We start from the raw sequence: 13558 nt of genomic DNA on the forward strand, positions 1-13558 counted from the left end.
TATATTTACAACATAGAAAGGAAGGGAAAATCATATGACAAATAAACAAGAAAGTTTAAGACGCACGATAACATCACGCCATATTATGATGATGGCCCTAGGCGGGACTATAGGAGCTGGACTGTTTAAAGGAAGTAGTACAGCTATCGATATGGCAGGACCATCGGTAATTATTGCCTATTTATTTGGAGGAATGATCTTAATGTTTGTCATGAAGGGCATCGCTCACATGGCATTAGAAAATCGACAAGCTAGAACATTTCGAGATTTAATTCAACCCGTTCTAGGTAAATATGCAGGATATTTTTAGATTGGATTTATTGGAAAATGTGGGTGCTAAACATAGCTGCAGAGTCATTAGTAGCAGCTACATTCCTTCAATATTGGTTTCCAAATATAAAAATTTGGGTTTTAGCTTTAATCGTTTCTATCGCTGTTACTATAGTAAATTTATTTTCAGTAAAACTGTTCGCAGAAACAGAATATTGGCTTGCATTATTAAAGATTACTGTCATTGTATTATTTATCATATTTGGTTTTATTGTTCTATTAGTTCCATTTCAAACTCATACTGCAATAGGATTTTCTAATCTATCATCACACGGTGGATTTCTTCCAAACGGTATGCATGGATTAATTTCAGCTATGCTAGTAGTAATATATTCATATGGTGGTGCCGAAATGATAGGTGTCACTTTAGCAGAAACGAAAAATCCAGAAAAAGCTATACCAAAAGCTGTAAGAGGAACATTAATTCGAATTATTTCTTTTTACGTTTTACCTTTTTTTATCATAGTCAGTTTGATTCCATGGAATCAAGTAAATGGGGTTCCAGAGAGTCCGTTTGTAACGGTATTTAAAGCTATAGGAATTCCATATGCAGATCACATTATGAATGCAATTATCCTATTAGCCATTATCTCTTCCATGAATGCTGGATTATACGCGTCTTCACGTATCGTATATACACAAGCACAAGATGGACAACTTCCAAAAATATTTACAAAGTTGTCTCCAAAAAAGTCCCTATTTATGCAATCCTAGCTTGTACATCTTCTTTATATGTAGGAGTGCTTATCTCTTTATTTGCCGGAAGCAAAACGTTTAACTATTTAATGGGGTCTCTTGCGTATACAGTATTATGCATTTGGATTATTATTACGCTAGCGTATTTGAAAATTCGCGTGCAACAATGGAAGCAAAATACCTATTCGACTCGCTATTTTCCTTATACAACATTCGTATCTCTTTTGATTTTAATTTCCATATTAGTAAGTGTAGTTGCTACTACTTCTATAATGGTGACAATTATTACATTTGGTATTTATTTATTGATTACCTTGATTTATTTCAAAGCTTCTTCTCGTTTCACCATGAAACAAGCTGCTTAATGGAGTGGATGTTCCCCGTAAAGGAGCAAAATTCTATTTCATGTTCAAATTAGAATTTTAGCCAAGCTAATAGAAACTGAGAAAAAAGAAGTTTAGAAGGCGACTCATGCACCCGAAAACAGAACATACGTTCCGTTTTGATCATATTGGTTATCAACAATTTGTTCAAATTTCAAATGACTACTATAGCATCGAATCCAGAGGTGGTTGTTCTTGTGCAGGTACGTATGATCCTTTCATATAAATTCACGAAAACAGAAACGAATAGAGAGAAAACATGTAAAAGCAGCTGGTAAAATTTATCAAGACCTAAATTATAAAAAGCTTTAAAAATAAAGGAGAACACATATTAGTCATATACAATATGTATTCTCCTTTTATCTGATATTAAATAAAAGCACCCGTTAACTTAATTAGAAAGTGCAATTAAACAGTAATAGTACCATTATTCCACCATTCAATAAATGTTTTTAATGATGGGGCAACCCACGTTCTGCTATCGTTTTCATGATTCCAAACATATACATCATCTTTTTGTATGACTCCATTTAATATTGCATACCCAAATAAGTCACCATTTCCTCCATCTGCAAAAAACAACAGACAATCAAAAGGCATATACAAATCTTTAAAATCGTCAAAACTTCGTAAATTCAGATTCTCTTTAAGAATTTGTTCAATTGACCAAATGAAAAGACAGTCGTATTCATCGGACACTCCATTGGTTTCATTTAATAGACTGGATAAATCATTAGGTAATTCAACATTAAGTTTTTCTTTGATTTGGGATATTTCATCTTTAGTTGCAGGAACTTTAAATTGAAAATCTGTTGAAACATTACTGATAAAAGTCTTCCACATAGTCCGTATCCTTTCTTAACCCCTTTTTCTGTTCGCATGTTCATTTTACCTGATTGTCTTTTTATTTTAAACTGCTCCGTTAGTGAAAGAAACAAGGAGAACAACGTTCTCCTCATTGTACAGAGATAATAAAGTTGTTTAAAAAACGCCAGTCATGTTATTCCACAATCGGGCCATTTAATGGAATAAAGCTTATTGAGTTAACCAGGACAGGTTGATTAATAAGAAAAGGAAATGAAATCAGTTTTATGGAATTAATTAGGTAATTCATTTTACTGGAGGGATAACTGAATGGCTGAATTGATTTATCATGTTGCAGTTTCACTAGATAACTTTATTGCAGATCAAGGTATGATAGATGGAAATATTAATAATTCTAGCTTTTTATTTGATGGGGATCATGTCCCAGACTTTTTATCAGATATTCATCAATACGATGCCGTATTGATGGGTGGAAAAACATATGAGTTTGGATTTCAATTCGGTGCTAAACCAGGTGAACCTGGCTATAAGGGCATAAAACATTACATATTTTCAAACTCCATGCAGTTTGAGTCAAACGAAGAGGTCGAACTTATCAAAGGTGATGCTATAGGATTTATTAAGAATCTGAAACAGCAAGGGAAGGGTAAAATATGGCTATGTGGAGGCGGAGAATTAGCTGGGTCGTTGATTAAACATAAACTCATTGATCAATTGGTGCTGAAGGTTAATCCAATTATAGTCGGTGAAGGTATTTCTCTATTCGGAAGCGTAAAGCCGCGTCTTAAGTTAAAGTTAGTGGACATGAAACAGTACCCTAGTGGAGTTGTCAAACCGACTTACAATATTATTTATACTTAGGATTATCCTAGAGAACCCCTGTCTTTAATTAATTTTCAACAATAGAATTTCAACCAATTGTTCAATAAAAGGGCGCTATTTTTTGAATAAAACTTAGATTTTTAAACGACTTTATTGTTATATTTTTAAGTACAGTGAAGTATCTTATATCGAAAATTAAACAACTATATTTTAACCCCGTCCTAAATTTAGAACGGGGTTATGCTTGTTTTAGGTTTTAAAATTAAATAACTTTATTGTCTTTTTACACTCATATCCTAAATGTTAAGTGACAAAAAAGTTGTTTAATTTACAATAAAGTCGTTTAAAAAATAATAAAGTTGTTTAAAAAATGCGGGTCATTCTATTCAACAATCGGGCCATTTAATTGAATAACTCTTTATAATATAATTGGATATTTATGTTAAAATCATTGAGAAGATTGTGAAGAAGTGTACTTAAGCTAACTGGCAGTTTAGTTGAACAATGGTCATTAGCTTTTTTTCAACAATCGGGCCATTTAATTGAATAAGAATCTCAAGCAAAAATATTTTTGATAACATTGGTATGAAGTTTGTGAAGCATTACATTTAAACAAGTTATCACTAATGTTATAATTTATCTATGTCAATACATTTAAAACTACTCATTAGTGGAAAACTGCGAACGGAAGATTATTTATATTAGTGGAGGTTTAGACGATGGACTTGAAGTCAGGGATTTCTGAAATTATTGGTATTAAAGCCGATGATATACCAGCTTCAATCGAATACAGGATAATAGAATCCATAAAAGAGGATGGATATAAGAGACATCTTATTGAGTATAACTCCAATGGAGATACAGTCATTGCCTTTCTTTTAATTCCCGAAGTTCTTAATAATAATCCTGCAATACTAATAAATCACCAGCATAACAGCGAGCATCATTTAGGGAAAAGTGAGGTATGCGGATTAGCTGGTAATCCATTGCAGGCTTTTGGACCGGAATTAGCGAGAAAGGGATTTGTTGTTTTAGCACCTGACTCGATATGCTTTGAAGAGAGACGGAAAAATGCGCAGGGGATAGTACCTCTACCAGGCGATGAGGATTTTTTTCAACATTTAAATGAAATGTCTTACCGCATCTTAAAGGGTGATAATCTGATGAAAAAAGTACTGTTTGACGCTATGAATGGAGTAACTTTGCTGTCTGAACTTACTTTTACTGATAATAAAAAAATTGGCACACTGGGGCATTCTTATGGTGGAAATACCGTGCTATTCTTGTCTGCGTTAGATGAGCGGATTTGCTTTAGTTGCGCAAGTGGAAGCGCGTGCACCTATGAGAACCGAATGCTAAATGATGTAGGTATTGAACTGGCAAGCGTGATTCCGCGTTTCAACAAAAGCTATGATATATTTGATTTAGTACACTGTATTGCTCCAAGACCGTTATTGATTGTCTCTGCGAATGAAGACAAATACTCGAGGGATGCAGACTTTATTGTTGAACAAGCCCGTCCATCATACGCAAAATATGGGGCTGATAATAAATTATGTCATAAGAGATATAATGGTGGCCATGGACTGACAAAAGAGAGGTTTGATTACATCGTCGAATGGTTGTGTATGAGTGCCGGATACACCGCATTATAAGCATTATATGAAGATATTTTACTTCACATTCTTCTTATTTCCGAATGTCTGATTATTCATTCTATTATGTATAAAAAAAGAGGATTTATGCTCTATATTGAACATAATATCCTCTTTTAATTATAGTATGTTTAAATTTTACCAGTTGCTTATTTTTCACTTTCTACAAATGGCCTTCCTCATTAACCAAGAATCTACATTCACATGGTATGCTTAAACGCAAACAATTCTTCTGTTGCTATAGGTTGTTTCTCTTCTCTCTTCTCCTGTTTTGTACTCTCTCCTAGCTTGGCCTTCGCTACTGCATCCTGTATACATTTTACAATTATATTTCCTGAAAAAATGGTTAATCCAAAAAATGTAATAGGTACAAGTGGAATCCACGGATGAACTGTTAAAAACCGAAAATAGACCCCAATTAACCCTGACCATTCATGAGTATATGAATCCACTCCCTCATAAAAAATAACAGTTCCTCCAAAGAATAAACCCAATAAACCGAGATGCAGCAAAATAATAAGCGTTTGCACAAATTGCTGCATAAATACAATCACAAAAGTTGAATACAAGTGCGGAAAAACATGTTTCATGATAATGTGTCGTTTACTGCCTCCTAAAATTCTAGCAGCATCAATAAATTCTTCTGTTAATAACTTACGAATTTCATTAGCAATGTATAAAGAAATTGTCGGAACCGCCAGCGCCGTTAATAAAATAATTTCAAACGAAGCCCGTTCAAAAAAGGTAGAAGTTGCTTCGCCATTGTGAAATGGAATTGCATAACGTAGTAAAAAATCCGCAATCATAACCATTGGAATGATTGTAAAACCATCAAAAAAAGCTTCTAATTTTGTAAATCCCCGCTTTATGTATGTTCCAAGAAAAACACCGAAACAAATGCCAAATGCTATGCGTAATAACGCAATAAATACAGATACACCGATTGTCCACTTTGCACCTTCAATGACTAAATTTAATAAATCAAATCCTTTGTCATCTGTTCCAAGCCAAAACTGAAATGAAGGCGGAAATGGAGGTACTTCAGGTGTTCCGTCTTTATCGAACTGAATGGACACTTTTCGAATATTCCCATCATTAAAAAGGGTGTTTCCAACGCTTAATAGAACAAGTATAACAATAAATGATACACTCACCCAAAACCGTTTATCACGCTTCATATATTGCCACATCTTATAGCCTCTCTTTCATTGCATTGGGCACGAAATAATGAAACAACTTAAAAATAATAAAAATAGGTATATAAAGAAGCAACAAGCTCACCGTAAAAACAGGAATACCTGCTGCAAAATTAACACCTGTGGCTTCCCTTACAAATACAAACATGCCATACGTATTAAACAGCCATTCAATAATGTACAAATTTGATAGCATAAACCAAATATTTGTTTTTGCAAAAAAGAGCGTGCTTAATAACACATTGCGTAATACGTGATGATTTAAAATATAAAGCTTGTTTAATCCCTTTGCCTTTGCAAACAGTACATAATCTTTTTCAAGTTCTGTTTCAAAACGCAGTAATAATAATTTTACAAACATAATTGTCGTCGGCACACTTAAACAAGTGATTGGTAATCCTCGAATAGATTGCTCTCCAATCCCCGAAATACTTACAGCTAAAATACCTGTTTGTTTAAAAATCCAAATGACAAAAATTTGCGAACCAACGATGAGAAGAATATCTGGAATAGATTCAAGAAAGAGTAAAAATGATTTGATTTTTTCTTGAACACTCGTGCTGCTGCATAAAATAACATAAACAATTAAAAAAGCAATCAAAAGTGAAATAAAAAAAGAAGCTAAAAAGATAACCATCGTTTCTTTATAATGAACAAATAATTGAGGAAATAGCGGTCTTGGTTGCGGATCTTTACTAATTGGCAAGTACGTCATCGACGACATATGTAACAAATTATTACAAACCATTTTTACCGTCTCTATATATTTATGAAAATCTATTTTTAAACCTTGAAACAAACCAGGCAACGCCCCTAAACAAATAATCCCGATAACCGATAAGAAGAATTACACAAGCACTTCCGAACTATGTATGAAAACCTTCTTTACCATACCTCTTCCCCTATCCTTTTTCTTCCATTTTATATACAGTTTTTGTAATTGTAAATATTTTCTGTAAATTGTTTTTTAAGACGTTGGCTCTCAAATATCTAAATAACTACTTTTTGGACAGATTCTTTTTACGAAAAAAGATTGAAAATTCATAAATAGTAAATAATTTGTAATGCTATTTTTATAACAAAGAATTATAATTAGTTGATGTAAGCGTTGCACTAGCTTCAATTAGCGATGAAGGAGTATATAAAATGGATCAACAACCAAATTTACGTGAACATAAGCCTAAAAAAGCAATAAAAAATTTAAAATTGTAGGGTTTGTTATTGTATTATTTTTAATTATCGGGGGAGGTTATACTTGGTTCTTAGTGAATAAAGCATCTTCCGCTGTTCGAAATGCCGCTCATGATTTAGCGCGCGGTGATAAATCCAAATTACGTGAACAAGCTGTCAAACCCATTTCTAATAACGTATCTGTTTTAATTATGGGGATTGATGAAAACCAAGGGCGTGAAAAAGAGTACGCTGGCTCATTTCATACAGATGCGCTGCTACTCGCAACTTTTAATAAAGATAGTAAAACAGTAAAACTAGTAAGTATTCCACGTGATACATACACGTCCATTCCAATAGAGAAGAAAAAAGATAAAATTGCACATGCATATGCATTTGGTGCTGTGAAAAACGGAAAAGATGGTGGCCCTCAAGCTACTATTGACGCAGTAGAAAAACTATTTAACGTTCCTGTCGATTATTTTGTAAAATTCAACTTTAAATCTTTCATTAAAGTTGTCGATGATTTAGGGGGAATCGACGTAGATGTACCCGTTACGTTTACAGAACAAGATAGTAACGATACAGCCGGTGCAATTCATCTGGAGAAAGGGTACCAACATCTAAATGGAGAACAAGCTCTTGCTCTAGCAAGAACACGCAAAATTGATAGCGATGCTATGCGCGGTCAACGTCAACAGCTTGTCATTGAAGCTACTGTAAAAAAACTAGCGAGTGCTGGTTCCATAACAAAAGTAGGAAAAATCATTGATGATATTAATGGAGACTTTAAAACAAATTTCTCATTTGATGATATGTTATCATTCTACAAATATGGTATAGGGTCTTCAATTGAAAAAGTACAACTAGCTGGCGAAGACTGTTATATGGCAGAGGATAAAATTTGTAAGCCTTCTTATGCTCCGAAACATACGTATTACTACATGCCTGATCAAAAAATATAACTGATATAACAAACCAACTACGTAACCATCTTGGACTTCCTGCTGATACAAAGCCTGCAGCGCAAGATGAAGATAAAAATCAGAATCAAGACCAAGAGGATAAAGAACAACCTACATCAAAGAATCCAACAAGCCAATCAACAAATAATAATTAATGTAAGAATAAGTCCTATGAAAATAGGACTTATTTTATATGAAAAAGCAAAGTTAGCATACTACAACAACATATCCATCCAAATTTTAACTGATGTTGCAACAATTAATATCGCTAATATCCACTGTAATATTTTTTGATTCGTTTTTTTACCGACACTCGCTCCGATAGGCGATGCAAGTAAACTTGCAATGGCAATGATTATAGACGGAAATACAACTACTTGTCCTGTAGAAATTTTTCCAACCATAATACCTATAGAAGAAATAAAAGTAACCGCTAATGAAGTCGCGATTGTCATACGTGTAGGCAATTTGAGGATGACAAGCATAATAGGTACTAAAAGAAAAGCTCCTCCTGCTCCAACAATCCCTGAAGCAGAGCCTACAATAAAAGCTAAAACACTAGCTAACCACTTATTATACGTAAGTTCCTTTAAAGGGAGATCATCACGATTCTTTTTCGGTACAAACATCATAATGGCTGCAATTGTAGCTAAAATCGCATACACGACATTTACTTGATTCTCATCTAATACCTTTGAACCAAGACTCCCTATAAAACTTCCTATTAAAATACTCGTTCCCATATATAGCACTAATGTTTTATTTATATAACCACTTTTACGATACGCCCATACACCTGCAAAAGTCGCAAAAAACACTTGTACAGCTGTAATTCCACTTACTTCATGTGCTGTATACCCAGTAAACCCTAATAACACTGGAATATACAAAATCATGGGATAGTTAATAATGGCGCCACCAATGCCGACCATTCCTGAAATAAATGAACCAATAAAACCAATAATAAAGAGCACAACGATAAAGCCAAGGCTCATGTTCATTCTTCCCCCTTTTGAAAAGAAGGTATCCTACTCATAGAATACCCTCATCAATTTCTTTATTTCGATACGTATAACTACCCATTAGAGATTTAAAAGGGGTTGAATTTAAATAAACAAGTTCACATTTCCTTCAGACGCATCCGCTAAATATGCTGCAACTCCTGCAAATTCGACATCTTCCATAATTTCTTCTTCTTTTAGTCCTAATAAATCCACTGTCATTTGACAAGCGACTAGCTTTATTCCTTGTTCTTTCGCCATATCAATTAGATCTGGCAGTGGCATTGCATTATGTTTTTTCATGACATGCTTAATCATTTTCGGTCCCATACCTGCAAAATTCATTTTCGATAACCCCATCTTATCTGCACCGCGGGGCATCATCTTTCCAAACATTTTCTCTAAGAAATTTTTCTTTGCTTTTATCGGCTCATCTTTACGAAGCGCATTCAATCCCCAAAATGTATGGAAAATGGTTACTTCTTGATCATACGCTGCTGCACCATTTGCGATAATATACGCTGCCATCGCTTTATCGTAATCCCCGCTAAATAACACAATTGTTGTTGTTTTCTTTTGTTCCATATTGAATCCTCCCGTCACTACATATACCCGTATAGGTAATTAAAAAATCCGTACAAAGCCCTTTCACAACTGAAAGGACTTTCTATCTTCTGTTCATCTATTTCATAACTACTCTGTTTTCCCTTCCCAAGCTAACATTCCACCATTCATATTGATAGCTTGGAAACCCTGACTTTCTAAAAATTGAACTGCTCGCGAGCTTCTGCCACCAGAACGACATACAATCACATACTCTTTATTTTTATCTAACTCATGCATGCGAAACTCTAATAAGCCAAGTGGAATATGAAGTACTCCCGGAATTTTCCCTTCAGCAACTTCTTCTACCTCACGCACATCAATCATGTTTACCGTTTCATTACTCATAAGTTTATTTTCTAATTCTTTCGCAGTAATTTCTTTCATTCTTCATACATCCTCCTTAACTCCAAGCGTTCATACCACCTGAGACATTTATAATATGTTTAAACCCTAGCTTCTTTAAAATTTTTGTTGCTTGTTTACTTCTCATTCCACTTTGACAAATTACAATTACTTCTTTGTTTTTATCTAAGCTATTTGCTTTTTGTACTAATTCATTTAATGGCATATTCCGAAAACCTTGAATATGATTGCCTCTAAATTCCCCTGGTGTACGAACATCAATCAATTGCTTATTCTTATTCTTTTTCTTGATCTCATCTTTTAGTGCTTTTCCGCTTATATTTTTTACTCCCTTAACAGGTAAAAAACGAGAGATAACAAACCAAGAAATAAGCGCAATAAAAACGATGTTCAATGCTACATTCGTACTCATACAACATCCCCTCCAATCCTTTGTTGTTCACCTTATCTACACGGACATTTTGTTAAGCTATAGCTTTGTATATGAAAGCCTTTCTTTCTCAAAAAACGTATACTCAAATTTCGATCTAACGTATTATTGACAATAAGATGAATCGGTCTATCTGGAATTTCATGATAATATCTCGCTAAATATGCATATGGTATTTGAATAGACTCGGGAATGCTTTCCTGACTGCTTTCATTATAATCACGTGAATCTAAAATAACTTCATTACCATATTTTACAGTTCTAGGATGTGAAATGCATGGAACACCTAAGATAGGAAAGTAACGTCTAAAAAGTATACGGGCAAAAACAATCATTAACGCAATACCTATATAAAACATGTTTATCATTATCCCCCTATTTTTAAATTCATTTAGCTCCATACATTTCTCAATATACACATTGAATTCCGCAATAAGACTCTTATTTTTACGCTTTCTTAATCCAGAATTTTAGAACACCGTCTTCTTCAACATGTTGTAATACTTCATGTCCACCTGTTTGTGCCCATGCTGGAATATCTTTTATAGAACCTTTATCTGTTAAATGAACCTCTAGCACCTCTCCAGATTGCAGGGCATCCATCGCTTTTTTTGTTCTTACGATTGGCATTGGGCACGCTAATCCTTTTGCATCTAATACTTGCTTTACATTCATTTTATATACCTCCAGTAGTATGTTTTATTTTAAATTTGTTTCCTAATAGAAGATAACTAGAATCTCATGTTACTCATGAACCGCACAGCGATTTGGTCCTATTTCCATTTCACGCTGTTCTTCTTCATTTGGATTGATTTTCCCCATATTCGTTTGACGAATTTCTTGATATGCATTCGGCTGTGGTGGTAAGTTTTCTGTAACTGTTTTACGAAACTCTGCCTCATCCTCAATATTTAATCCTGCATTCTGTACAAATAAATCTTTCAATTTTGCGCTAACTACGCCTTGTTCATCCAGTTCACTCACTTTAGAATAATGAGCTGGTAAAACAATTAACTCTTGAGATAATTCTTTGTAACGTTTATATAAAGTAGTACGTAAATCACTTACCCAGTCTTCTGCCTTACCCGCAAGATCTGGACGGCCAATGGAATCTACAAATAAAATGTCACCTGATAGAAGATAAGAATCATCTACGATAAATGACGTACTTCCAATTGTATGACCTGGTGAATACATTGCTTGAATATCAATTTTTGTTGTTCCAACTGTAATGACAGTTCCTTCTATAAGCGGCTCATAAGAAAATACGACCTCTTCTGCATCTTTTGGTGGTAACCAATACGTACCGTTTACCTTCTCAGCTAACTTACGACCGCCAGAAATATGATCGGCATGTAAATGTGTATCCATAACATTCGTAATCACAACACCTTGTTCTTTCGCAAAACTTTCATAAGCTTCGATTGTGCGTACAGAATCAATCACTGCCGCTTCACCATTCGAAACAACCATATACGATAAACAACCTTTTCCGACGCGGTTGAATTGATAAATGCTACCGCCATCTTTTAAATTACCTACTTTAATCGGTTTGACATACTCACTCCAAGCTTTCATACCACCAACTAAATAATAGACATTCTCTATGCCAGCTTCTACGAGTTGTTCAGCTACAAACATAGAAGATCCTTCTTTCGCACATACAACAAGAATATCTTGATTTTTTGGCAGTTCAGCCAAAATACCGTCTACACCTTCTAATAAATCAAAGTATGGCTTATTAATAGATGCTACTTGCTTTCCTTCGATTTTCCAATCCACATAATCTGCTTCATTACGAACATCTAAAATAAACAGTTCTTCAAACAACACCTTCTCAGCAACATCTTTCGCTTGTAATCCTACAACACCCATTAATTTACCCCCTATGGTATATTTTTATTTAAAAAATAAAAAACTCTTTATTCCTGCTCCAAAGCACCTTGCCACTGCGACATACCAGGGACTACATTTTTCACATTCAAGAAACCTTGTTTTTCTAGTAACTGACATGCTAAATCACTGCGGTTACCTGTTCGGCAAATGACATAAATCGGTTTTGTTTGATCAAGCTCACTCCATCTTTCTTCTAAATCACCTAACGTAATTAATACAGCTAATGGAATGTGACCAAAAGCAAATTCAGCTGGTTCCCGTACATCTAACACAATGCATTCTTCTTGAGATGTTAACTTATTTTGTAGTTCTTCATTTGTCATTGTACGAGGATACTTAGCCTCTTCCTTCATTTCCTCTTGACGTGCTTTTCGTAAATAATGCTTCAAAACACCGTTCTCGTCTTTCGTACCGAGATATTGATGTCCTACATTTTTCGCCCAAGCTTGAATATCAGCTATCGATCCTTTATCTGTCGCTTCCACTTCAATTACTTGGCCCTCTTCTAATGTATCCATTGCTTTCTTCGTCCGAACAATTGGCATCGGGCATGCTAAACCTTTACAATCCAATGTAGTATTAACTTGTATACTCATGTTTCATTCCTCCTGAAACTATTATCACACATATACCTGTACGGGTATATTAAAATCGTTTTTAAAATCTGTCAATAAATTGACAGATTATCTACTTTTACAAGTAGTTGTACAGCCTCTTTGATTACATCTTCATTAGATGTATCACCTTTTTCAAATTGCTCGCGAAGGCATTTTTCTAAATTCGTTCCGACAATTAATCCAATGGTACGATCCATCGCAGAGCGTGATGCAGTCAGTTGTGTAATCACTTCTTTACAATCTTTTCCCTCTTCCATCATGCGAAGCACACCACGAATTTGTCCTTCAATTCGCTTCAAACGATTTTTCATATCTTGACCATATTCCAATGTATGAGCACCTCCATACTTTCATTTGTTTTATGTTAAAGTAAAGTGTTTGTTTAACCTTATACACGTATATTATACCCTAGAGGGTATTTTGTAAACCCCTCTTTTTTATTTTTTTGTGATAAAGTGAAACTTCTATCAGTGGGGAGTTCTTCATCCCCCACTGATAGTTAGTTGAACCAATCGAACTTTTACGGGCAGTTATCCCCCACCTATCCTCTTCGCTTTTCTTTCTATCAGTGGGGGTCTTACTGCCCGTTAATGCGGGATAACG

Annotated in this window: 14 protein-coding genes and 2 pseudogenes; 5 read left to right on the top strand and 11 right to left on the bottom strand. The window is 34.5% G+C overall.

Going from position 1 to position 13558, the window contains the following annotated elements:
• Positions 1-34: 34 nt before the first annotated feature.
• Positions 35-1391: pseudogene (locus ACEWFJ_RS20470) on the top strand (amino acid permease).
• 106 nt (positions 1392-1497) lie between these two features.
• Positions 1498-1635 carry a hypothetical protein gene (locus tag ACEWFJ_RS20475; RefSeq protein ID WP_473689743.1) on the top strand — a complete coding sequence of 46 codons (138 nt, stop codon included), beginning with the start codon at positions 1498-1500 and terminating at the stop codon, positions 1633-1635.
• Between the two features lie 182 nt (positions 1636-1817).
• Here the strand turns inward: ACEWFJ_RS20475 and ACEWFJ_RS20480 are convergent, their stop codons facing one another.
• Positions 1818-2252: an SMI1/KNR4 family protein gene (locus ACEWFJ_RS20480; RefSeq protein WP_473689744.1), complete on the bottom strand. Its 435-nt coding sequence runs from the start codon at positions 2250-2252 to the stop codon at positions 1818-1820.
• A 291-nt stretch (positions 2253-2543) separates the two neighbouring features.
• On the opposite strand from ACEWFJ_RS20480, the gene ACEWFJ_RS20485 reads away from it, so the two are divergent.
• Positions 2544-3095: a dihydrofolate reductase family protein gene (locus ACEWFJ_RS20485; protein ID WP_473689745.1), complete on the top strand. Its 552-nt coding sequence runs from the start codon at positions 2544-2546 to the stop codon at positions 3093-3095.
• Positions 3096-3775: 680 nt separating this feature from the next.
• A complete protein-coding gene (locus ACEWFJ_RS20490; RefSeq protein ID WP_154712497.1) occupies positions 3776-4711 on the top strand; it encodes an alpha/beta hydrolase family protein in 936 nt (311 codons plus the stop codon).
• 200 nt (positions 4712-4911) lie between these two features.
• Here the strand turns inward: ACEWFJ_RS20490 and ACEWFJ_RS20495 are convergent, their stop codons facing one another.
• Both ACEWFJ_RS20495 and ACEWFJ_RS20500 read right to left on the bottom strand, forming a co-directional pair.
• Entirely contained in the window at positions 4912-5901 is a 990-nt protein-coding gene (locus ACEWFJ_RS20495) for an ABC transporter permease (RefSeq protein WP_473689746.1), read from the bottom strand.
• 1 nt (position 5902) lies between these two features.
• Positions 5903-6739, bottom strand: a complete 837-nt coding sequence (locus tag ACEWFJ_RS20500) for an ABC transporter permease subunit (protein WP_473692620.1) — start codon at positions 6737-6739, stop codon at positions 5903-5905.
• 314 nt (positions 6740-7053) lie between these two features.
• Between ACEWFJ_RS20500 and ACEWFJ_RS20505 the strand changes: the two are divergent.
• Positions 7054-8197, top strand: a pseudogene (locus ACEWFJ_RS20505) (LCP family protein).
• A gap of 60 nt (positions 8198-8257) precedes the next feature.
• On the opposite strand, the gene ACEWFJ_RS20510 reads toward ACEWFJ_RS20505, so the two are convergent.
• The 8 genes from ACEWFJ_RS20510 to ACEWFJ_RS20545 all read right to left on the bottom strand — a co-directional run bounded on the left by ACEWFJ_RS20510 (position 8258) and on the right by ACEWFJ_RS20545 (position 13284).
• Positions 8258-9037 carry a sulfite exporter TauE/SafE family protein gene (locus ACEWFJ_RS20510; protein ID WP_473689747.1) on the bottom strand — a complete coding sequence of 260 codons (780 nt, stop codon included), beginning with the start codon at positions 9035-9037 and terminating at the stop codon, positions 8258-8260.
• 111 nt (positions 9038-9148) lie between these two features.
• Entirely contained in the window at positions 9149-9628 is a 480-nt protein-coding gene (locus ACEWFJ_RS20515) for a DsrE/DsrF/DrsH-like family protein (RefSeq protein WP_473689748.1), read from the bottom strand.
• Between the two features lie 108 nt (positions 9629-9736).
• Positions 9737-10033, bottom strand: coding sequence for a rhodanese-like domain-containing protein (locus ACEWFJ_RS20520; protein ID WP_473689749.1), 297 nt, complete (start codon positions 10031-10033; stop codon positions 9737-9739).
• Positions 10034-10049: 16 nt separating this feature from the next.
• Positions 10050-10424: a rhodanese-like domain-containing protein gene (locus ACEWFJ_RS20525; protein WP_473689750.1), complete on the bottom strand. Its 375-nt coding sequence runs from the start codon at positions 10422-10424 to the stop codon at positions 10050-10052.
• A 465-nt stretch (positions 10425-10889) separates the two neighbouring features.
• Entirely contained in the window at positions 10890-11117 is a 228-nt protein-coding gene (locus ACEWFJ_RS20530) for a sulfurtransferase TusA family protein (RefSeq protein ID WP_098308173.1), read from the bottom strand.
• Between the two features lie 69 nt (positions 11118-11186).
• Complete coding sequence (locus ACEWFJ_RS20535; protein WP_473689751.1) at positions 11187-12317, bottom strand: MBL fold metallo-hydrolase; 1131 nt, start codon at positions 12315-12317, stop codon at positions 11187-11189.
• Positions 12318-12364: 47 nt separating this feature from the next.
• The gene (locus tag ACEWFJ_RS20540) at positions 12365-12934 is read right to left on the bottom strand and encodes a sulfurtransferase TusA family protein (RefSeq protein ID WP_473689752.1); all 570 of its coding nucleotides are present in this window, start codon (positions 12932-12934) and stop codon (positions 12365-12367) included.
• Positions 12935-13005: 71 nt separating this feature from the next.
• Positions 13006-13284, bottom strand: a complete 279-nt coding sequence (locus ACEWFJ_RS20545) for a metal-sensitive transcriptional regulator (RefSeq protein WP_473689753.1) — start codon at positions 13282-13284, stop codon at positions 13006-13008.
• Positions 13285-13558 lie beyond the last annotated feature (274 nt).

It is taken from the genome of Bacillus sp. EA-CB0995 (genome assembly GCF_055814245.1).

Coding starts and splice junctions, on each gene's coding strand:
- ACEWFJ_RS20525 (WP_473689750.1), bottom strand. CDS start 10,424: ATGAGTACGAATGTAGCATTGAACATCGTTTTTATTGCGCTTATTTCT.
- ACEWFJ_RS20480 (WP_473689744.1), bottom strand. CDS start 2,252: ATGTGGAAGACTTTTATCAGTAATGTTTCAACAGATTTTCAATTTAAA.
- ACEWFJ_RS20495 (WP_473689746.1), bottom strand. CDS start 5,901: ATGTGGCAATATATGAAGCGTGATAAACGGTTTTGGGTGAGTGTATCA.
- ACEWFJ_RS20485 (WP_473689745.1), top strand. CDS start 2,544: ATGGCTGAATTGATTTATCATGTTGCAGTTTCACTAGATAACTTTATT.
- ACEWFJ_RS20520 (WP_473689749.1), bottom strand. CDS start 10,033: ATGAAAGAAATTACTGCGAAAGAATTAGAAAATAAACTTATGAGTAAT.
- ACEWFJ_RS20540 (WP_473689752.1), bottom strand. CDS start 12,934: ATGAGTATACAAGTTAATACTACATTGGATTGTAAAGGTTTAGCATGC.
- ACEWFJ_RS20490 (WP_154712497.1), top strand. CDS start 3,776: ATGGACTTGAAGTCAGGGATTTCTGAAATTATTGGTATTAAAGCCGAT.
- ACEWFJ_RS20530 (WP_098308173.1), bottom strand. CDS start 11,117: ATGAATGTAAAGCAAGTATTAGATGCAAAAGGATTAGCGTGCCCAATG.
- ACEWFJ_RS20515 (WP_473689748.1), bottom strand. CDS start 9,628: ATGGAACAAAAGAAAACAACAACAATTGTGTTATTTAGCGGGGATTAC.
- ACEWFJ_RS20510 (WP_473689747.1), bottom strand. CDS start 9,037: ATGAGCCTTGGCTTTATCGTTGTGCTCTTTATTATTGGTTTTATTGGT.
- ACEWFJ_RS20535 (WP_473689751.1), bottom strand. CDS start 12,317: ATGGGTGTTGTAGGATTACAAGCGAAAGATGTTGCTGAGAAGGTGTTG.
- ACEWFJ_RS20475 (WP_473689743.1), top strand. CDS start 1,498: ATGCACCCGAAAACAGAACATACGTTCCGTTTTGATCATATTGGTTAT.